Annotated in this window: 17 protein-coding genes and 2 pseudogenes; 11 read left to right on the top strand and 8 right to left on the bottom strand. The window is 64.3% G+C overall.

From position 1 onward, the window contains the following. Positions 1 to 30: 30 nt before the first annotated feature. Entirely contained in the window at positions 31 to 558 is a 528-nt protein-coding gene (locus BTHE68_RS27025; RefSeq protein ID WP_162069387.1) for an Lrp/AsnC family transcriptional regulator, read from the bottom strand. Between the two features lie 153 nt (positions 559 to 711). Here BTHE68_RS27025 and BTHE68_RS27020 point away from each other — a divergent pair, with 153 nt between their 5' ends. Beyond that, positions 712 to 1728 (top strand): 1-aminocyclopropane-1-carboxylate deaminase, encoded by a 1017-nt coding sequence (locus BTHE68_RS27020; protein WP_162069386.1) that lies wholly within the window; start codon positions 712 to 714, stop codon positions 1726 to 1728. Here the strand turns inward: BTHE68_RS27020 and BTHE68_RS27015 are convergent. The 4 genes from BTHE68_RS27015 to BTHE68_RS27000 form a co-directional block, all read right to left on the bottom strand. Continuing rightward, a complete protein-coding gene (locus BTHE68_RS27015; protein ID WP_162069385.1) occupies positions 1707 to 2606 on the bottom strand; it encodes a nucleotidyl transferase AbiEii/AbiGii toxin family protein in 900 nt (299 codons plus the stop codon). The genes BTHE68_RS27020 and BTHE68_RS27015 overlap by 22 nt on opposite strands. After that, a complete protein-coding gene (locus tag BTHE68_RS27010) occupies positions 2584 to 3609 on the bottom strand; it encodes a type IV toxin-antitoxin system AbiEi family antitoxin (protein WP_162069384.1) in 1026 nt (341 codons plus the stop codon). Before BTHE68_RS27010 ends, BTHE68_RS27015 begins: the two co-directional genes overlap by 23 nt. Positions 3610 to 3684: 75 nt before the next feature. Next, positions 3685 to 4005, bottom strand: coding sequence for a pyrimidine/purine nucleoside phosphorylase (gene ppnP / locus BTHE68_RS27005; RefSeq protein ID WP_162069383.1), 321 nt, complete (start codon positions 4003 to 4005; stop codon positions 3685 to 3687). Positions 4006 to 4105: 100 nt separating this feature from the next. Further along, positions 4106 to 4960: a class II aldolase/adducin family protein gene (locus BTHE68_RS27000; RefSeq protein ID WP_162069382.1), complete on the bottom strand. Its 855-nt coding sequence runs from the start codon at positions 4958 to 4960 to the stop codon at positions 4106 to 4108. A 778-nt stretch (positions 4961 to 5738) separates the two neighbouring features. Here BTHE68_RS27000 and BTHE68_RS26995 point away from each other — a divergent pair. Further along, a complete protein-coding gene (locus BTHE68_RS26995; protein ID WP_061178914.1) occupies positions 5739 to 6470 on the top strand; it encodes a Crp/Fnr family transcriptional regulator in 732 nt (243 codons plus the stop codon). Between the two features lie 6 nt (positions 6471 to 6476). On the opposite strand, the pseudogene BTHE68_RS26990 reads toward BTHE68_RS26995, so the two are convergent. Further along, a pseudogene (locus tag BTHE68_RS26990) lies at positions 6477 to 7025 on the bottom strand (ABC transporter permease); the annotation flags it as partial. Here BTHE68_RS26990 and BTHE68_RS26985 point away from each other — a divergent pair. Both BTHE68_RS26985 and BTHE68_RS26980 read left to right on the top strand, forming a co-directional pair. Next, positions 7019 to 7405, top strand: a pseudogene (locus tag BTHE68_RS26985) (M20/M25/M40 family metallo-hydrolase); the annotation flags it as partial. The pseudogenes BTHE68_RS26990 and BTHE68_RS26985 sit on opposite strands and share 7 nt — an antisense overlap. 231 nt (positions 7406 to 7636) lie before the next feature. Beyond that, entirely contained in the window at positions 7637 to 8968 is a 1332-nt protein-coding gene (locus tag BTHE68_RS26980; protein ID WP_162069381.1) for an epoxide hydrolase family protein, read from the top strand. Positions 8969 to 8977: 9 nt separating this feature from the next. Here the strand turns inward: BTHE68_RS26980 and BTHE68_RS26975 are convergent, their stop codons facing one another. Then, on the bottom strand, positions 8978 to 10378 hold the full coding sequence (locus BTHE68_RS26975) for an MFS transporter (RefSeq protein WP_162069380.1): 1401 nt from the start codon (positions 10376 to 10378) through the stop codon (positions 8978 to 8980). A 287-nt stretch (positions 10379 to 10665) separates the two neighbouring features. Between BTHE68_RS26975 and BTHE68_RS26970 the strand changes: the two genes are divergently transcribed. The 7 genes from BTHE68_RS26970 to BTHE68_RS26940 all read left to right on the top strand — a co-directional run bounded on the left by BTHE68_RS26970 (position 10666) and on the right by BTHE68_RS26940 (position 18135). Continuing rightward, positions 10666 to 11685 (top strand): alcohol dehydrogenase, encoded by a 1020-nt coding sequence (locus BTHE68_RS26970; RefSeq protein WP_162069379.1) that lies wholly within the window; start codon positions 10666 to 10668, stop codon positions 11683 to 11685. Positions 11686 to 11856: 171 nt separating this feature from the next. Further along, complete coding sequence (locus tag BTHE68_RS26965) at positions 11857 to 12261, top strand: thioesterase family protein (RefSeq protein ID WP_162069378.1); 405 nt, start codon at positions 11857 to 11859, stop codon at positions 12259 to 12261. A gap of 27 nt (positions 12262 to 12288) precedes the next feature. After that, positions 12289 to 13632 carry a phenylacetate--CoA ligase family protein gene (locus tag BTHE68_RS26960; RefSeq protein WP_162069377.1) on the top strand — a complete coding sequence of 448 codons (1344 nt, stop codon included), beginning with the start codon at positions 12289 to 12291 and terminating at the stop codon, positions 13630 to 13632. Then, on the top strand, positions 13629 to 14399 hold the full coding sequence (locus BTHE68_RS26955) for an enoyl-CoA hydratase/isomerase family protein (RefSeq protein WP_162069376.1): 771 nt from the start codon (positions 13629 to 13631) through the stop codon (positions 14397 to 14399). Before BTHE68_RS26960 ends, BTHE68_RS26955 begins: the two co-directional genes overlap by 4 nt. Further along, positions 14396 to 15115: an HAD family hydrolase gene (locus BTHE68_RS26950; RefSeq protein WP_162069375.1), complete on the top strand. Its 720-nt coding sequence runs from the start codon at positions 14396 to 14398 to the stop codon at positions 15113 to 15115. The genes BTHE68_RS26955 and BTHE68_RS26950 overlap by 4 nt, the downstream gene beginning before the upstream one ends. After that, positions 15112 to 16245, top strand: a complete 1134-nt coding sequence (locus BTHE68_RS26945; RefSeq protein WP_162069374.1) for a branched-chain amino acid ABC transporter substrate-binding protein — start codon at positions 15112 to 15114, stop codon at positions 16243 to 16245. Before BTHE68_RS26950 ends, BTHE68_RS26945 begins: the two co-directional genes overlap by 4 nt. 84 nt (positions 16246 to 16329) lie before the next feature. Then, positions 16330 to 18135 (top strand): sigma-54 interaction domain-containing protein, encoded by a 1806-nt coding sequence (locus BTHE68_RS26940; RefSeq protein WP_162069373.1) that lies wholly within the window; start codon positions 16330 to 16332, stop codon positions 18133 to 18135. Here BTHE68_RS26940 and BTHE68_RS26935 read toward each other — a convergent pair. After that, the gene (locus BTHE68_RS26935) at positions 18132 to 18734 is read right to left on the bottom strand and encodes a dimethylsulfonioproprionate lyase family protein (RefSeq protein ID WP_162069372.1); all 603 of its coding nucleotides are present in this window, start codon (positions 18732 to 18734) and stop codon (positions 18132 to 18134) included. The two genes, BTHE68_RS26940 and BTHE68_RS26935, sit on opposite strands and share 4 nt — an antisense overlap. Between the last annotated feature and the right edge of the window lie 445 nt (positions 18735 to 19179).

Here is a 19179-nt window from a genome sequence, read left to right as displayed (position 1 = left end):
AGCAGGTCTTTCGCAAATTTGTCATCGAGGTTACGTCGTGCGCGCGCCGGCGGATTCGCCGATCGGGAATGCCGTCGTCGAGAGCACCTCGCGCAGCACGACGAAGGTACGGATCTGCCGCACGCCGGGCAGATACAGCAGCTTCTCGGCGTGCAGACGGTTGAAGCTCTCGCTGTCGCGCGTGCGGATCAGCATGAAGAAGTCGAATTCGCCCGTCACGACATGGCATTCCATGCAGCCGGGCACCTTTTGGGCGGCCTTTTCGAATGCGTCGAAGGAATCGGGCGTCGAGCGGTCGAGGATCACGCCGATCAGCACGAGCATGCCGGCATCGAGCGCTTTCGGATTGAGCAAGGCGACCGTCGCGCGGATCAGCCCCGCTTCGCGCAGCCGCTCGACGCGCCGCAGACACGCGGGCGGGCTCAGATTGACCTTCTCCGCGAGCGCGACGTTCGAGATGGATGCATCGCGCTGAAGCTGACGCAGGATTGCGCGATCGACGCGATCGGTCTGGACGTCCGCGTGGCGCGCGTTCTGGACGGATGCGGTTTTTTTCATTGCTTTAGCAGGTCACAAAGGGAAATAAAAGTTGGTTCGAATGCTTTGACGTGTGAAAACGTTAGGCCGAACAGATTTTTTTCGCAACCCGACCCAACGCCGAAATCTCTACGATGGGGTCCATGCAGTCCCACCCTCACGAGGATGCCGATCATGAACCTGCAACGTTTTCCCCGTTATCCGCTCACCTTCGGACCGACGCCCATCCAGCCGCTCAAGCGCCTCTCCGCGCATCTCGGCGGCAAAGTCGAGCTCTACGCGAAACGCGAGGACTGCAACAGCGGCCTCGCGTTCGGCGGCAACAAGACGCGCAAGCTCGAATATCTGATTCCCGAAGCGATCGCCGAAGGCTGCGACACGCTCGTGTCGATCGGCGGCGTGCAGTCGAACCAGACGCGCCAGGTCGCGGCGGTGGCGGCGCATCTCGGCATGAAGTGCGTGCTCGTGCAGGAAAACTGGGTCAATTACGCCGATGCCGTCTATGACCGCGTCGGCAATATCCAGATGTCGCGGATGATGGGCGCGGACGTGCGCCTCGTCGCCGATGGCTTCGATATCGGCATTCGCAAAAGCTGGCAGGACGCGATGGACAGCGTGCGCGCGGCAGGCGGCAAGCCGTTTCCGGTGCCGGCGGGTTGCTCGGAGCATCCGCTGGGCGGGCTTGGTTTCGTCGGCTTCGCGGAGGAAGTGCGCGCGCAGGAAGCGGAACTGGGCTTCAAGTTCGATTACGTCGTGGTGTGCTCGGTGACGGGCAGCACGCAGGCGGGCATGGTCGTCGGCTTCGCGGCGGATGGGCGCGCGCGCCGCGTGATCGGCATCGATGCATCGGCGAAACCGCAGCAGACGCACGATCAGATTCTGCGCATCGCGAAGCACACGGCGGAACTCGTCGATCTCGGCCAGGACATCACGCGCGAGGACGTGATTCTCGACACGCGCTTCGGTGGCCCCGAATACGGCCTGCCGAACGAAGGCACGCTGGAGGCGATTCGTCTGTGCGCGCGACTCGAAGGCGTGCTGACCGATCCCGTCTACGAAGGCAAGTCGATGGACGGCATGATCCAGATGGTGCGCAACGGCGAATTCCCGGAAGGCTCGAAAGTGCTGTACGCGCATCTCGGCGGCGTGCCCGCCCTCAACGCGTACAGCTATCTGTTCCGCAACGGTTGAGGGGCCTGGAACGCGTCGCGGAATGCGTGGAACAACGCCGCGACGCGTGCCGACGTCTCCGCTTCGAAAACCGGCAGGCGCGCGCCGAGCATGTGCGTGAGAATCGGCGGCGCGGAATCGTCCGGGCGCAGGATCGCGAGAATCTGCGCGCGGAGGTCGTCTTCGCGTGCGATCGCCGCGGTGTCGCGGCCGAGCAGCGCAGCCCCGGCGATGTCCGGATCGTATTCGTGCCGTTCGAGCAGATCGGCTGCGTCGGAGTAGATGCGGTCGCGATTGCCGGCCTGCTCGTAATGCGCCATCAGAAAGAGCAGGTCGATCGCGTCCTTGCGGTCGACTGTGTGCCGGTCCTGCCACGCGAGGATTTTCAGCATTGCCTGTGCGGGCAGCGACGCGACCGGCACCACGAGATCCTGCTCGACGCGCACGGGAATCGCCGCATCGAGCGCCTGCCGGAAGCCCGCGACGTTCATGTGCACGGACCCATCGGGCGGCCACGCGATTTCGCCGCGCGCGTCCTCCACGCCGCCGAACGGCACGATATCGAGCCACGTGCGATCACCCGTGGCGGGCGCGCTGTAATTCAGCCGATGCGCTGAGCCCTTCGGCGCCGTGAAATTGCCCGCTGCGAGCAACGCGCGGCGCAGCGCTTCGTGGCCCGTCCAGCCTTGAATCGAAATGCCGATGTCGACATCGGCGGTCGCGCGGGTCGCCGGAATGTCGTGGACGTGCGTGAGCAGGATGTCGCGCGCGCTCGCGCCGCCGACGAACCACGCGATGCGCGTCGCGTCGGACGCGGCGACGACTTCGCGCAGCATCGCGCAAATGGCGTCGCCGAGCGGCCGGTGGGGCAGGCGTTCAAGTGGCGAGATAGCGTTCATGCAGCATTCTGGCGGTTTCGAGATTGCGCGGGTCGCCGCTCGCGACGAGATCGGCGTATACGAGCAGCGGCGCGACGACATTCGGCGGCAGTCCGTCGATGGGCGCGAGCGTGACGGGCGCGCGCAGGAACTCGACGTTTCCGGCCGGATCGGGCCGCAGCCGCGCCTCCATGATCCACTCGCGCGGCGCGGCATCGGCGCAATAGGCGGTGACCGTCGCCGGCTTCAGATATTGCGTGAGTATCGCCGCGGCGGGCTCGCCGCCGAACTGGCATTGTCCGGGCAGATCGGGCGCGTTGCGCCACCAGTCGTTCGACTCCGCGCGATACCGCCCGATGACGAGCGATTCGCGCAATTGCCGCGGATAGAGCGTGACCCATTCGTCGATCAGGCGTTCTCTATCGGCGAATTGCAGGCCGCGGCCATCGGGCCGCTCGAAGATGTCGCGATGATCGACGAGCGCGTGCACGGCGTTCTGCGCCGTACCATGACTGACGCCCGCGATTTTCGCGATGTCGCGATAACTGCGCTCCAAAAGCGAAGGCGTGACGAGCAGCGCGAGCGTGACGCGCAGCGTCGATCGGGTCCAGGTTCTGGAGCGCGGCGCTTTGGCTTGCGCCACGCGCGGACGGCCCGAGACGATCACGATGCTGTCGCCTTCGATGAGGCGCGCATTGCCGGCGAGATCGAGCGCATCGACGTCGAGTTCGCGGCAGGCGCGGATCATGTCCGGCGAGAGATAGGTGGTGACGAGCGTGGGTTTCGTGCCGCTGTCGCGCCTGACGGCCGCGCTGAATGCGGACAACACGCCGATGCGGTCGATGTTTTCCCGCACTTGTACTGAGCGTTTGAAGCGCGCGCCACCGATGCGGAATTCGATGGCGGCGTCGCTATTGCGGCGCTTCGGCGTCGCCACGCGGCGCGCGGCGAGGCCGGTCGACTCGCTGAAGGCGGCGGCGGCGGCTTCGGCCAGTTGCTCGTTGAGGTGATCCGCTGTCGACATCGCTGGTCCGATTGTCCAATTTCATGCAGTGTACACGAAACGTGGACAGCGATAAAAATTGGACACTCGGACCAATCAGAGGTAACTGCAAACGTAGTCGAGGGTTTCGATCACGTCGATATCGAAGCGGCTCTTGCCCGGCACCGAGAACGATTCTCCCGCGCCGTACGTCTTCCATTCGTCGCTGCCGTCGAGACGGATGCGGCACTGGCCGGCTTGCACTTCCATGAGTTCGGGCGCGTCGGTGCCGAAGTTGAGCGTGCCGGGCAGGATCACGCCGAGGGTTTTTTTCGTGCCGTCGGAGAAGAGAACGGTGTGCGACACGCATTTGCCGTCGAAATAGACGTTGGCGCGTTTGATGACGGAAACCTGGTCGAATTGCGTTGCGGCGGTCATGAAGGTCGTCCTTTGGTGTCGGAAGAGGGTGGTCCGCCATCATACAAAAAAGGGCGAGGCGGTTTCCACCGCGTCGCCCCGTGTCAACCAAAGCGCAAGCTCAGTCGAACATATCCGGCTGCGTGGCGACCAGATCATTCCAGATCGTCTGGAAGTGCAGCCAGCCGATGTACTCGCTACCCACATGCTCGCGGCTGTAGCGCGCGCGATCCTCCGGCACGAGCTTCGGCGTGATGCCCGTCGCTTCGATCATCAACTGTTGCTGGCAGCAGCGCTCGAGCGCGATGAACCAGAACGCCGCCGAATCGATGCTGTGCCGGCTCGCGGTGAGCAGGCCGTGATTCTGGTGGATCGCGGCCTTCACGCCCTGAAACGCGTTCGCAACCTTGTTGCCGCCCTTCACTTCGACGGCGACCTTGCCCGCTTCATCGCCGATCACGACGTGGTCCTCGAAGAACGCGCAGGCGTCCTGCGACATCGGGATGAGCGGCTTGCCGAGCGCCGCGAACGCGGTGCCGTAGACGGTATGCGCGTGACACATCGCGACGATGTCCTGATGCTGCTCATGCACCGCGGCATGCAGCACGAAGCCCGCGCGATTGACCGCGTAGCTCCCTTCCACCACGTTGCCCTGATGATCGGCGCAGATCAGGTTCGAGACCTTGACTTGCGCGAAGTGAACGGCCATCGGATTGGTCCAGTACAGCGACGGATGTTCCGGATCGCGCACGGTTAGATGGCCCGCGAAGCCGTAATCGAAGCCTTGCTGCGCGAAAGCCCGGCACGCGGCGACGAGCCGTTCCTTCAGATACTTGCGATGGTCCGCGTGACTGGAAAACGTCGGCAGCTCGGGAAAGATCAGGCCTTGCTGCTCCGGTTGATAGATCGACACGCGCCCCTTGAGGTCGATGGTCTGTTCGGCGGTCTTTGCGGGTGTCTCCATGACGTCGCTCATGTTCTCGCTCCATGCGGATCAAAGTGGGTATGCATCCATGGTGCCGCTAGCGATGGCTGAGTACAAACGAAGGTTGTTCAACGATACATGAATGATGTTCATGCATGCCGCGCGACGCCTTGTGCTCGCTCGCAAAAACAGCTCAGGTATAGGCGATGCAACATTTTTCTTCGCGCGGCGAAACCAGACCCGGTCACGCGCGCAACGCCTGCCACTTTGTGACGAATCCCGCTCAGGCCCGCTGCATAAGGCTCCGCGCTTTATAGACGCCCAGCCTTCAGACAAAGCCGCGCAAGCCGTTAACCACCTTTGCAACATTTTTAGAACACGGAGCATTTCCACTCCGACAAGGCTTTCAGCCGCGCGCACAGGCTGATTCGGGCAAACGCCGCAGTGCCGCATTCCTTTGTTGACGGGACATTCGACAGAGGAAAACGTTTGGCGCAGGCCGGCGACAAACGTCGTTCCGTATGAAGGTCGTTTTTCACGATTGAATCAATTTTCTTCGTACATGACCGCACGTTGCCGCGCGTTGTGCGCGGAACCGCGCAAACCCCTACTGGTATAAGGATTGGCGTGCGCTGGCACACCTCTCGCTAATGTATGACCAAGCACGAAGCTCACCGCGATCCTTCAACAACAGATAAGAGCGGCGAATTCGTGCTACGGGGCTGGTCGCAACAGGGTTCGATGTACACCATCAGATGCGTGCACGAATCCTGTTGCGAACCAGAAGAAATCAAAAGCGCGAAGCGCACTCGCACGAGACTAAAAGAACATGTTGACTCTTCAATCAGACCTTCACGGCAATCATCTGTTGGGCGCACTTCCGGCGCAAGAATGGCAAGCGCTCGCGCCTCATCTCGAACTCGTCCAGTTGCGCACGGAGCAGTTGCTGTGCGATTCGGGACAACGCATCCATCACGTCTATTTCCCGACCACGGCGATCATCTCTCTGTTGCATACGATGGAAGACGGCGGCTCCGTCGAAGTCGCGGCAGTAGGACGCGAAGGCATGTCGGGCGTGCCGGTGCTGACGGGCGGCGACACCATGCCCACGCGTGTACAGGTTCAATGCGCGGGCTTCGCGTATCGCATGAGCGCCGGCGCGTTGCGCGAACACTTCGGCCGCTCGGACTTCCTGCGCCGCGTGATGCTGCTGTACATGCAAGCCCTCCTCACGCAAGTCGCGCAGACGGCGGCCTGCAATCGTCATCACTCGCTGTCGAAGCAACTGTGCCGCTGGCTGCTGATTCAAACGGATCGCACGCCGTCGGATCAACTGCGCGTGACGCAGCAGATGATCGCGGACATGCTCGGCGTGCGTCGCGAAGGCGTGACCGAAGCAGCGGGTAAGCTGCATGACGCGGGGCTGATCCATCACAGCCGCGGCTGCATCAAGATCCTGGACCGGGCTGGCCTGGAAGAGCGCGCGTGCGAATGCTACGGCATCGTCAAGCGTGAATTCGACCGCATGCTGCCGCGCCGCCAGATCGAAGCGATGGTGTGAGCATGATCAGACGAGGGCGCGGCAGGCGGCAGCCGCCCGCCCACGCAGCCAGTTGATGCTGGCGAAGAGCAGCACGGCGAATACGATGAGCATCGTTGCGACCGCGAGAATCGACGGATCGATCGAATCGCGGATGCCGCTCCACATCTGACGCGGCACGGTGCGCTGATCCGGCCCGCCGATGAACAGGATCACGATCACTTCATCGAACGATGTCGCGAACGCGAACACGCTGCCTGTGGCGACCGCGGGCGTGATGAGCGGAAGGGTCACGCGGCGAAACGCCGTCCACGGCTTCGCGCCGAGACCGGACGCCGCGCGCAGCAGGCTCTGATCGAACGACAACAATGAAGCCGTCACGGTGATCACGACGAACGGCGTGCCGAGCGCCGCGTGCGCGAGAATCACGCCCGGATACGAGTTCACGAGCCCGAGCGGCGCGAAGATCAGATAGAAGCCGGCCGCGACGACGACGATCGGCACGATCATCGGCGAGATGATGATCGGCATGATCACCGAGCGCAGTGGAAACTGCGTGCGCGAAAGGCCGCGCGCTTCCGGGTTTCGATGCCAGCACGGTGGCCGATGATCTGCGTTCCTATGCACAAGAGGAGCTGCTGCCGAAGATGCGCGCCGTGCAATCCGATACCGATATCCGTCTCGAACCGCTTTCGGCGTATCCCGGACTCGCGACGCCGCCGGATAGCGAAGCGGCGCGCCTGCTCGCGTTGTTGAGCGGTTCGTCGGAGTTCGGCACGGTGGCGTTTGGCACGGAAGGTGGGCTATTCGATCAGGCTGGGATTCCGACTGTCGTATGCGGCCCTGGCAGCATGGATCAGGGCCACAAACCCGACGAGTTCGTGAGCGTCGAACAACTTCGCGACTGCGATGCGATGCTGATGCGGCTCGCTGACCATCTGTCGGCCACAGCTTGATTGCCGGGCCAGACTCTTTCCCGCCTGACAAAAGTGTTGTACCCGCGCCTGCATTTACGCCTCGTGTGCATATACACATAATCTGGTCACCTGCTGCGAAAACCCTTCGCGGCGCATCGAGGCGGTGACGATCCAGGGCTTGCCGAACGGCGGCCCGCAACCCGGCTACAGGGATAGAGATTCGCTGCGGCACGCATCGCTCCTCCTCGCTCATGTATTCAGGAGGCTTGTATGTCGAACGATATCTCTCTCAAGACGCCGTCGCGTCGTCATTTCATCGGTGTCGCGGCTGCGACGCTGGCTGCCGGCGCATTCAGCCGTTTGGCCTTCGCCGACCCGACTCCGGACACAACTGAAATCGTGCAGGTAAAAGGCGGCGACAAAACCGCCATCCGTCCGCTTCGTGTGCACGTTCCGGACGCGCAACTCGCCGACCTGCGCAGACGCGTGAAGGCGACGAAATGGCCCGAGCGTGAACTCGTCGCCGATGCATCGCAAGGCGTGCAGCTCGCGACGATGCAAAAGCTCGCGCGCCACTGGGCCACCGATTACGACTGGCGCAAGGTCGAAGCGCGGCTGAACGCGGTGCCGAATTTCGTCACCGAGATCGACGGGCTCGATATTCACTTCATCCACGTTCGCTCGAAGCACGCGAATGCGTTGCCCGTCATCGTCACGCATGGCTGGCCGGGATCGATCATCGAGCAACTGAAGATCATCGGTCCGCTGACCGATCCGACGGCATACGGCGGCAATGCATCCGACGCCTTCGATGTCGTGATTCCGTCGCTGCCCGGCTACGGTTTCTCCGGCAAGCCGACGGCCACCGGCTGGGACCCGCAACGCATCGCGAGTGCGTGGATCGCGCTGATGAAGCGCATCGGCTATACGCGATATGTGGCGCAAGGCGGCGATTGGGGCAATGCCGTGACAGAGCAGATGGCGCTCATCGCGCCGCCGGAACTCGTCGGCATCCACACCAACATGCCCGCGACCGTGCCGGACGATATCGCCAACGCGCTCAAGCTCGGCAAGCCGGCGCCGGCGGGTCTTTCGGCGGACGAACAACGCGCGTTCGATCAGCTCGATTACTTCTACAAGCACGGCCTCGGCTACGCGCAGGAAATGGCCAACCGCCCGCAGACGTTGTACGGCATCGAGGATTCGCCGATCGGCCTCGCCGCGTGGATGATCGATCACGACGCCGCGAGCCAGGCGCTCATCGCGCGTGTGTTCAACGGACAGAGCGAAGGTCTTACGCGCGACGACATCCTCGATAACATCTCGCTCTACTGGTTCACGAACACGGGGATTTCATCGGCGCGACTTTACTGGGAGAACAAGCTCAACTTCTTCGCACCGAAGCACCTGGTGATTCCGGTCGCGGTGAGCGTGTTTCCCGATGAAATCTACGCCGCGCCGAAAAGCTGGACGGAGAAGGCGTATCCGAAGCTGATTCACTACAACCGTCTGCCGAAGGGTGGGCACTTCGCGGCGTGGGAACAGCCGCAAGCCTTCTCGGTCGAGGTTCGCGAGAGCTTCCGCACGCTGCGTTCGGCGTGATTCAGCGCTTCACGTCTGCGCCTGTGACGATCGCAAGTGAATGCCGAGCGCGCGCCGCGCGCTCAACGCGAGCATCGCGCACGACAGCGCGTTGAAGAGAAACAGCCCGCTCGGCCCGACGATCGTCATCAACGCCGAGGCCAGCGCCGGCCCCGCCATGCCGCCGAACGAAAACAGCGCGAGCAGCAGCGCCGAAATGGCGACCCGATGATGCGCCTCCGTCCGATCCTGCACGTGCGACACGATCAGCCCGTATTGCGTGAACGTGACAGCCACGTAGACGAGCGTCGCGACCCAGGTGATCACGCGCACGTCGAAGCAGAAGAGCACGAGACTCAGCGCCGCCGATGTCGACGCCGTGAAATAGACGAGACGCCGGCGGTCGACCTTGTCGGAGAGCCGGCCCATCGGCCATTGCGGCACCAGCGCGCCGATCAGCGCGACGCCCATGAAGGTCGCGAGCTCGCTCGTCGAGAAGCCCGCGCGTTCGAGATAGACCGGCATCATCGCGTAGAAGCTGCTGTAGATGAAGCCCGCGAGGATGCAGCCCGGCACCGCCAGCGGCGCGGAAGCTCTCATTTCCCGCACGCTTTCACGCCAGGTGCGCGCGGGCACGCGATGCAGCGTTTCGTCCGCGACCTTCACGGGCCAGCCTTCGAGCAGGGTCACGGGCATCACGGCGGCGGCGAACAGCGCGGCGGCGATGGAGAATTGCTGCCCGCCCGAACCCGCGCCGACATTCAGCAGAAACTGCCCGGTGCCGACCGCCAGATAGTTGATGGCCGCATAGGAACCGAAGACCTGTCCGCGCTTTTCGTTCTCGACCGTGCCGTTGAGCCAGCTTTCGATCGACGTGTAAAGGCCCATGAAGGCGAAGCCGGTCAAAAGACGCACGGCGCCGAGCGTCCAGGGCGACTGGGCCGCGCCGAAGGCCAGCGCGAGTATCGAAGCCGCCGCCGAAAACGCGACGAAGGTCCGATGCTGCCCGATCCGGTCGATGAGCCTGCGATTGAACACGGCCCCGAGAATGAACCCGGCGTAGTAACACGACTGGATCAGGCCGATCACGATGGTCGGATAACCGGATTGCAGGATGCGTAGCGGGATCAGCGTCTGAAAGAGACCGTTGCCGACGATCAGCAACGCGTAGCTGCACAGCAGACCGGTGAGCGCGCGGTAGCTGCTGCCCGCGCCGCCGTGCACGTGCGGCGGCGCATCGGCCGGCGCGCCGGCCGCGGGCGGCGTCTGCCGGCCGAACAGCTTCGCCTCGGTCAGCGGCCCGGTGCGTGCGACGCTCGGCGCTTCGTGTTCCGCGCTCGTCTCGTCCTGTGTCTCTTGGGGATCGCGGGTGGCCTGGTTGGTGCGATCGATTACCTGCTCGTTTGCGGCTGCGTCTTCGTTCTTTGACATGACACCCTTGAAGGTCGCTCTCGATTCCGGTTTGCGGCGCAATGCTCGAATTGTGCACCACCGCGATGATGGTAACCGGCGCAGACGGTGTTCGATGTTCCATTTTGTTTCTGAGTGCTGCGGGTCGTCCAGCCGCGCGGCGAGTGCATCGCGCCGAGACCTGTCACAATCGCAATCTCCGACGTTTCTCGACGATACGGTCGGGAGTGCGATTTGCCGGGCCGTGTCATCCGTATGCGGCGCGTTGGGCGCGCCGCGCGTTTCTCTCCCATCGAAAGGAGCAAGCGATGCCAACGATGCAGGCAGTGCAGGTAGCGAAAGCGAACGGTCCGCTGGAAGTCGTCGAGCGCGATGTGCCGGAGCCGTCCGAGGGACACGTCTTGATCAAAGTGCAGGCCTGCGGGATCTGCCATAGCGACTCGCTCACCGTCGAAGGGCTGTGGCCCGGCCTTCAGTTCCCGCGCGTGCCGGGGCACGAGATCGCGGGCGTGATCGAGAAACTCGGCGCGGGCGTGGAGGGCTGGGAGAAAGGGCAGCGCGTCGGCGTGGGCTGGCACGGCGGGCATTGCGGCCATTGCGAGCATTGCCGTCACGGCGACTTCGTGCTTTGCCAGCGCGCGCTCGTGCCGGGCATCAGCTACGACGGCGGCTACGCGGACTACATGGTCGCGCCGCAGGAAGCCCTCGCGCGCGTGCCCGACGATCTCTCCGACGTCGATGCCGCGCCGCTCCTTTGCGCGGGCATCACCACCTTCAATGCGCTGCGCAACAGCGGCGCGCGCGCGGGCGACGTGGTCGCGATTCTCGGCATCGGCGGGCTCGGCCATCTGGGCGTGCAGTTCGCGCGCAAGATGGGTTTCGTCACGGCGGCCATCGCGCGCGGCCAGGACAAGGCGCCGCTCGCGAAGCAGCTCGGCGCGCATCACTACATCGACAGCGAATCGCAGAATGTCGCCGACGCCCTCAAGGCGCTCGGCGGCGCGCGCGTGATCCTCGCGACGGCGACGAGCGGTAAGGCGATGAGCGCGACCATCGGCGGTCTCGGGCTGAACGGCAAGCTGATCATGGTCGGGATCTCGGAGGAACCGGTCGAGGTGCCGATCACGCAGTTCATCATGGGCCGCAACTCGGTGCAGGGCTGGCCGTCCGGCACGGCGGCGGATTCGCAGGAAACGCTGGCGTTCAGCGCGCTGTCGGGCGTGAAGCCGATGATCGAGGAATTTCCGCTGTCGCGCGCGGCCGAGGCGTATGAGCGGATGATGAGCGGGAAGGCGCGGTTCCGGGTGGTGCTGACGCCGGGGAAGTGAGGCAATCACCGTAAAACAACCCGACGACCGTTTCGAATCTTAACGACAAGAATCTTTCCGATTCACAGATTCGCGACCTCGATAAATCCCGCAAAGCCCCGCCAGCCGGGGCTTTGACACATATGGCCCGGCCCTTGCATTGATCACGCTCCAGACAACCCGGAGCCGCACATGATCGAACGAGGCCGAGCCGCGACGCTCACCCACACCGTCACATCCGCCGATCTCGCGTCCGCCCACGCGCGAGGCGAGGGCGAACGCTATCCCGACGTGCTGTCCACGCCCGCGCTGCTGTCGCTGATCGAGCGCGCGTGCGCCGAAGCGTTGCGCGATGCGGTCGGCGACGGGCAACTCTCCGTGGGCGTGACGACGCATCTCAATCATCTCGCGCCGACGCCGCTCGGCGCCGATGTATCCGCGACCGCGACCTTCCGCGACCTCGAAGGCCCGCTGTACTGGTTCGACATCGTCGCTTCCGACGCGGGCGGACCGATAGGCACGGCGAGCCACGCGCGCGCGATCGTCGAACGCTCCGTGATCGAAGCGCGCGCCGCGAAACGCCGCCGCGCCGAATGACGCATTCCCACGACAAGAGAAAAGCACATGGCTGAACACTCCCCGACGCACGGCGTCTACTTCGACGAAGCGTTCGAAACGCTCTCGCCCGCCGACGTGCGCCGTCATCAGGACGCACTGTGGGCCTCGCACTGGCCGTATCTGCGCGCGATGTCGGCGTTTTACCGAACCCGGCTCGCGCACTGGATCGGCCGCGACGACGTCACGCTCGACACGCTTCAGGACATGCCCTTCACCGAGAAGGACGAACTGCGCGTGAGCCAGGAAGGCGCGTCGCCCTATGGCGATTACGTCGCGTGCGCGGAAGGCGGCATCGCGCGGCTGCATCGCACATCGGGCACGACGGGCCGGCCGCTGATCCTCGCCAACAGCACGCGCGACGCGCAGGACATCGCCCGCGTCGGCGCGCGCTCGATGTGGGCCGCGGGCCTGCGCCCCGACGATCGCGTCGTCCACTGCCTCAACTACTGCATGTGGACGGGCGGCTTCACCGATCACACGATCCTCGAAGCGACCGGCGCGACGGTCGTGCCGTTCGGCGTCGGCAACACGCGGCTGCTCATCGATTCGATCCTGAACCTCGGCATCAACGCGATTTCCTGCACGCCGTCGTATCCCGCGCTGATCGAACAGGTGTTGCGCGAGACCGGCGGCCCCGCGCCGCGCGATCTCGGACTGAAGCTCGGTCTGTTCGGCGGCGAAGCGGGTCTCGACAATCCGGAGTTGCGCGCCACGATGGAAGAGAAGTGGGGCTTCAAGGTGCGCAACGCGAACTTCGGTCTCTCGGAAGTGCTGAGCATTCTCGGCGGACAAACCGGCTGGACCAACGATCTTCTGTATCACGCGGGCGACGTCGTGTTCGCCGAGATCATCGATCCGCAGACGCTCGCACGTCTGCCGATCGAAGCGGGCACGACCGGCGAACTCGTCTGCACGCACTTGCGCAAGCAATGCCAGCCGCTCGTGCGCTATCGCACGCGCGATGTCGTCACCGTGACGGCCACCGATCCCGGCCCGGACGGCCGCAGCGCGTGGCGCTTTCGCGTGACGGGCCGCACCGACGACATGTTCAACGTGCGCGGCGTCAACGTGTTTCCGGGCGCGGTGCGGCTTGCGGTCGAGGCGTTGCCGCAATGGGCGTCGGGTATGTTTCGCATCGTGCTGAAAGGCCCGGGGCCGTATGACCGCATCGCCATGACGGTGGAGGCCGCGCACGGCTTGCCCGCCGATCGCTGGGACGACGCGGCGGCGCGCATCGAGGCGGCCGTGCGAGAACGCATCGGCGCGAGCGCGGCGGTGACGATGGTCCCGTTCGAGCACTTTCCGCGCACCGAAGGCAAGACACGCTGGATCGACAAGGAGCCCGCATGAGCTACGTGAAGACAAGCATGGATGGACCCGTCTGCATCGTGACGCTGGATCGCCCCGAGCGCATGAACGCGATCAGCGGGCCGCTGCTCGACGACCTGCACGACGCACTGCAACGCGCGAACGATGATCGCGCGTGCCGCGTGATCGTGCTGACGGGCGAAGGCCGCGCGTTCTGCGCGGGCGACGACCTGAAGGAATTCGGCGAGCAGAGTGCGAGCGATGGCAGCATCCGCAGTCATATCGAGCGCATCCAACGCATCACGCGCGATCTGATGTTCAACGCGAAACCGGTCGTCGGCGCGGTGCATGGTTTTGCCGTCGGCGGCGGATTCGAGTGGATGCTCAACTGCGACATCGTGGTTGCATCGGACGATCTCGTCGCGTTCTTTCCGGAGATGGAGTGGGGGCAGTTCGTCACCGGCGGCGTCACGCAGCTGCTGCCGCAGGCGCTCGGCCATCAACGCGCGATGGAACTATGGCTGCTCGGCGAGCGGCAAAGCGCGCAATCGCTTCTGTCGATGGGGCTCGTGAATCGCGTCGTGCCGCGCGATGCGATGCTCGACACGGCGATGACGCTCGCAGCGCGCATCGCGCAGCGTTCGCAATCGTCGATCGCGCGCCTGAAGCGGCTCGTCACGATGGAACTCTCGAACACGCTGTCACGCAGCCTCGACCTCGAATTCGCCGCGACCATCGAAGCCTTCGCCGACCCCGACGCCGCTGAACGCGTGAAGGCCTTCGCCACACGAAAGGAGCGCGCGCGATGAACCCGAAAGCCCTGACCTTCGATTACTTCGGCACGCTCGTCGATGTCGATCGCGGCGGCACGATCGGCATGGCGGAAGTGTTGCGCCGACTGTCCATCGAAACCGGCGATTCCGCCTTCGACATCTATCTCGACTGGGACATCCGCAATGTGCGGATCTATCGCGGGCAGGCGTACGCGCGTTATCGCGATGTCGCGCAGCAGGCGCTCGCGGCCGTGCTAGATGCGCGCTGGCCCGGCGCGCGCCGTGGCCACGCGATGGATACGCTCACCGATGTGTTCCTCACGCATCTCGTCGAAGCGTCGCCCGCGCACGCCGACGCGGCGCCGTTCCTCGACTGGGCCGCGTCGCGCTATCCGCTGATGCCGATCACCAACATGGACAGCGACCTGTGGCGGCGCACGCAGCTCACGCGCTACTTCGAGCACGTCACGACGGCGGAGATGGCGCAGGCGTACAAGCCGTCGCAGGCGATCTTCTCGCTCGCGCTCGACCGCCTCGCGCTGCCCGCGCGGGACGTGCTGCATTGCTCGCTCGCGAGCTGGGCCGATATCGACGGCGCGAAGCCGCTCGGCATGGCGGTGGCGTGGATCAATCGCGGCGGCGATACGCTCGGCACTTGGCAGCCGCGCCCGGATTTCGAGTTCGACACGTTGTCGCCGGTACGGGACCTTCTGGATAGTCTGTCATTCACAGCGACTGGGGAAACGATATGAAACCGATGAAGATGGCGACGGCGTTCGTCGCATGCGCTGCGATGCTGTGCAACATGGCGAACGCGCAGGAAGTGGTGAAGATCGGCGTGGCGGGGCCGCTCACGGGCAGCGCCGCGCAAAGCGGCAAGGACGACGAGCGCGGCGTGCGCCTCGCCATCGACGAGCTGAATGCGAAGGGCTTCACGATCGCCGGCAAGCCCGTGAAATTCCAGTTGATCTCGATGGACGATCAGGGCGATCCGAAGGTCGGCGTCAATGTCGCGCAGAAGCTCGTCGACGATGGCGTCGCGGCGGTCATCGGCCATTACAACTCGGGCGTGAGCATTCCGGCGGCGCGCATCTACAACGACGCGCACGTGGTGATGATGACGGGCGCATCGTCGAATCCGGATCTCACGCATCTCGGCTATCCGTACGTGTTTCGGCTCGCCACCAACGACAACGTGATGGGCGGCCGCATGGCGGTCTATGCGTCGAAGGTGCTCGGCGCGCAGCGCGCCGCCGTGATCGACGATCGCACCGCATACGGCACGGGCGTCGCCGATGTGTTCATCAAGACCGCGCAGAAGGAGGGCTTGCAGATCGTCGCGCGGGAATTCAGCACCGACAAGTCGACCGATTTCAAGGCGATTCTCACGCAGATCAAGTCGCGCAATCCGCAGGTCGTGTTCTACGGCGGCTACTACGCGCAGGCCGCGACGCTCGCGCGGCAGATGGGCGAGCTCGGCGTGAACGCGACGCTCGTCGGCGGTGACGGCATCTGTTCGCCCGAGTTCGACAAGCTCTCGGCGGGCGTCGCGGACAAGCGCATGTTCTGCGCGCAGGGCGGCGCGCCGCTCGATACGCTGCCCGACGGCAAGACGTTCCGCGCGAGGTTCAAGAGCGCGTTCAGCGCCGATGTCGATACGTACGCGCCGGCGTTTTATGCGGCTACGCTCGTCGTCGCCGATGCGATGCAGAAAGCGGGATCGGCGAAGCCCGAGGTGTTCGTGAAGGCGTTGCGCGATCAGTCGTTCACGAGCATTCTCGGTCCCGTGAAGTTCGATGCGAATGGTGACTGGATCGATGCGCCTGTGACGGTGTATCGATTGAATGGAGGCGCGCTTACGGCGATTGCGCAGAAGGATTGATTCGCCGCCATGCCGTGCGACGCCGGCCAGCACGATTTTGTCCTGCTATATTCGACCTCATCGCCCGACTGTCCGCAGGAGCACATGGCCACCGTCGCGCTCGATCCCGACATCGCCACGCTGGAGAGCGCGCTCGCGTCCTCTCGCTGGCGCGACGCGCGCCGTCTCGCGGCGCGTGAAGCGAATGCGTGCATCTTCACGCTGGATCGCAGCGGTCATGTGCTCGAAGGCGTCGCACAAACCATCGATGGCCCGCTCGACGCGTTTTTCGCGCAGTGCCCCTCCGGGCAACTCGCCGCGCTCGCGGAAGCTGCCACGGCGGCATCGGACGGACGCTGCGCGATGCTTGCGCTGCAAGGCCCGGCCGCAGCGCTTCAGCAAGCGTTCGCGCTGCGCATCGATGCGCGCGGACGCCGCGTCTTTCTCGTCGCGCTGCGAACGCCTTCATCCGTCGATTCCACGCCCGCCGCGTGGATCGCGCTGCTCGGCGCGACACTCGACGTGCTCCTGCAAAGCGCCTTCGATCTCGCCGCCTACGATACGCTCGTCGAAGAGCAGCGCGCGATCATCGATCATATCGGCGACGGGCTGATGGTGATCGGGCAGGGCCAGGTGCTGCGGCACGTCAATTCGGTCGCGGGACGCATCCTCGGCATCGATCCGAAGGCGAGCATCGGCAGGACGCTCAACGCGGTGATCGACTTCGAGCCGATCGTCGGGCCGATTTTCACCACGGGCGTGGGATATGTCGATCGCGAGCTGATCATCGATTCGCCCGCGCGGCATCTGCATCTGCTCGATACCGCCATTCCGATCAAGAACCGCTGTGGCGAAGTGGTGTCGGTCGTCAACACGTTCCGCGAGATGCGGCGCGTACGCAAGATGGCCGGGCGCTACGCGGGCAATCACGCGCGCTTCACGTTCGATAACGTGATCGGTTCGAGCGCGGGCATGAAGCGCGCGGTCGATGCCGCGAAGAAGGCGGCGCGCGGCGCGTCGAACGTGTTGTTGTCGGGCGAAAGCGGCGTGGGCAAGGAAGTCTTCGCGCAGGCGATTCATAACGCCGGCGCGCGCGCCGCGCAGCCTTTCATCGCGATCAATTGCGCGGCGCTGCCGCATGCGCTGATCGAAAGCGAACTCTTCGGCCATGCGCCCGGCAGTTTCACCGGCGCGGCGCGCGACGGGCGGCCCGGCAAGTTCGAATCCGCCGATGGCGGCACGGTGTTTCTCGATGAAATCTCGGAGTTGCCCATCGACGTTCAGGCGAAGCTTTTGCGCGTATTGCAGGAACGCGAGGTCACGCGCATCGGCGACACGCGCGGCATTCCCGTCGACGTGCGCATCGTCTGCGCGAGCAATCGCGATCTCGCGTCGATGGTGCTCGCGAAGACCTTCCGCGAGGACCTGTACTACCGCTGCAACGTGATCGAAATCACGATCCCGCCCTTGCGCGAACGTCGCGAGGATATCCGCGCGATGGCTGCGTTTTTTCTCGATCGATACTGCACGCGCATGCACAAGCCCACGCCCGAAATCGCGGAACGGGCGCTGCAGCAACTCGAAGCGCACGACTGGCCCGGCAACGTGCGCGAGATCGAGAATCTCGTCGAGAAGATCGTCAACTTCAACGAAGGCGAGCGTATCGCGGATGTATCGACGTTGCTCGGCAGCGCGAACGTCGCGCAGGCGAACGCCGCGTTAGCGGGACGGCATCGCGAACCGGTGTCGCTGAAGGAAGCGGAGCGCGTCGCGATCGAATCCGCCTTGCAGGCGTGCAACTTCAACGTGACGAACTGCGCGAAGCTGCTGCAAGTGTCGAAGCCCGCGCTCTACGCGAAGATGAAGCGACATGGCATACGCATCGAAAGGTCGCTTCGTCAGCCGGGCTAGTCGTCGTCTCTTGTCAGCAGCGTCCATATCGCGAGGAAAGGCACCGCGCCGGAACGCATCGCGTGCGGATTGTTTCGCACGTTATGAATGCCGCCGCCGATGCCCGGATCGAACCACGCGCCGCCGTTCTGCCGGAACTCGCCCGGCGTGAACAGCACGTAGGCTTCCTCGGGTGGATGGCTGTGGTCGGGGTATCGAACGTGCGGCAACATCAGCGAGAAGCCCAGTTGCACGTCATAGCGGCTCTCGGCGCCGCCCGGACCGCAGATCATGCCGTGAACGTGGGCTTCGATATAGTTCTCGCTGCCGTTTTCGCCCGATGAACGGCGGGACCATCCGAGATCCGGTTCGAGTGCCCTGAGCGCGCGCGCGGCGGCGCCGAAGCCGGTGTGGTCGTCGATGAAAGGGGCGAGCGCCGCGTCGAGCCAGTCGCAGGCGGGGTAGCGTGTGTGATGCCGCGCGCCGTCGTCGGAGGGCGTTTGCAGCCGCTCGAAGACCCGCGCCGCAACGAGGCGGCCGGCTTCCGGCAACTGTTCCGACCTGAACAGCGTTTCTGCGATGGCGATGAGAGCCGTCACGTTCTCGGGACGGCGGTTCATGAGGCGCTCATGTCGACATGGTCTCGAATGGCGGGCGCGTGGTCGGCTTCGTTGCAGTCGATGAGGCGGATGTCGTTGGGTGGTGCGAGAGTTGATTTCAAGTTTGTCGCCGGATCCCGTATTCGTGTTGGTCTATTAGCACTGCCCCTGTGCGGGGCGGCAGTCACTTTCTTTGCTGCTGCAAAGAAAGTAACCAAAGAAACAGCTATCCCCATCCAAAGTACTTCATGCCGGCCCCGGCACAGGCGAACATCTAGGGCACAGCAGTAGCGAGTGCCCTCAAAGGCCAGACCGGGCTTGGACCGCGCACGGTCTGAAACATCGCACCACATAACACACTGGTTCAGCACCAAATGGCTCCGGCCCGCTACGCGGCCGATGGGTCCATCGGGACTGCGTGTGCTTTTGCGTTTCTCTTTTCTCGTTGGTTTCCCTTGCATACCCG

It is taken from the genome of Burkholderia sp. THE68 (assembly GCF_009938265.1).
Lineage (GTDB): Bacteria > Pseudomonadota > Gammaproteobacteria > Burkholderiales > Burkholderiaceae > Caballeronia.
Note: the sequence above shows the minus strand (reverse complement) of the source record. Positions and strands in the feature narration are given on the sequence as shown.

Excerpts from the sequence above, each read along its gene's own strand:
- BTHE68_RS26955 (WP_162069376.1), top strand. The coding sequence starts at position 13,629 with ATGAGCTACGTGAAGACAAGCATGGATGGACCCGTCTGCATCGTGACG.
- BTHE68_RS26965 (WP_162069378.1), top strand. The coding sequence starts at position 11,857 with ATGATCGAACGAGGCCGAGCCGCGACGCTCACCCACACCGTCACATCC.
- ppnP (WP_162069383.1), bottom strand. The coding sequence starts at position 4,005 with ATGACCGCCGCAACGCAATTCGACCAGGTTTCCGTCATCAAACGCGCC.
- BTHE68_RS26950 (WP_162069375.1), top strand. The coding sequence starts at position 14,396 with ATGAACCCGAAAGCCCTGACCTTCGATTACTTCGGCACGCTCGTCGAT.
- BTHE68_RS26970 (WP_162069379.1), top strand. The coding sequence starts at position 10,666 with ATGCCAACGATGCAGGCAGTGCAGGTAGCGAAAGCGAACGGTCCGCTG.
- BTHE68_RS27020 (WP_162069386.1), top strand. The coding sequence starts at position 712 with ATGAACCTGCAACGTTTTCCCCGTTATCCGCTCACCTTCGGACCGACG.
- BTHE68_RS27000 (WP_162069382.1), bottom strand. The coding sequence starts at position 4,960 with ATGAGCGACGTCATGGAGACACCCGCAAAGACCGCCGAACAGACCATC.
- BTHE68_RS26960 (WP_162069377.1), top strand. The coding sequence starts at position 12,289 with ATGGCTGAACACTCCCCGACGCACGGCGTCTACTTCGACGAAGCGTTC.
- BTHE68_RS26975 (WP_162069380.1), bottom strand. The coding sequence starts at position 10,378 with ATGTCAAAGAACGAAGACGCAGCCGCAAACGAGCAGGTAATCGATCGC.
- BTHE68_RS26980 (WP_162069381.1), top strand. The coding sequence starts at position 7,637 with ATGTCGAACGATATCTCTCTCAAGACGCCGTCGCGTCGTCATTTCATC.
- BTHE68_RS27010 (WP_162069384.1), bottom strand. The coding sequence starts at position 3,609 with ATGTCGACAGCGGATCACCTCAACGAGCAACTGGCCGAAGCCGCCGCC.
- BTHE68_RS26940 (WP_162069373.1), top strand. The coding sequence starts at position 16,330 with ATGGCCACCGTCGCGCTCGATCCCGACATCGCCACGCTGGAGAGCGCG.
- BTHE68_RS27025 (WP_162069387.1), bottom strand. The coding sequence starts at position 558 with ATGAAAAAAACCGCATCCGTCCAGAACGCGCGCCACGCGGACGTCCAG.
- BTHE68_RS26945 (WP_162069374.1), top strand. The coding sequence starts at position 15,112 with ATGAAACCGATGAAGATGGCGACGGCGTTCGTCGCATGCGCTGCGATG.
- BTHE68_RS26995 (WP_061178914.1), top strand. The coding sequence starts at position 5,739 with ATGTTGACTCTTCAATCAGACCTTCACGGCAATCATCTGTTGGGCGCA.
- BTHE68_RS27015 (WP_162069385.1), bottom strand. The coding sequence starts at position 2,606 with ATGAACGCTATCTCGCCACTTGAACGCCTGCCCCACCGGCCGCTCGGC.
- BTHE68_RS26935 (WP_162069372.1), bottom strand. The coding sequence starts at position 18,734 with ATGAACCGCCGTCCCGAGAACGTGACGGCTCTCATCGCCATCGCAGAA.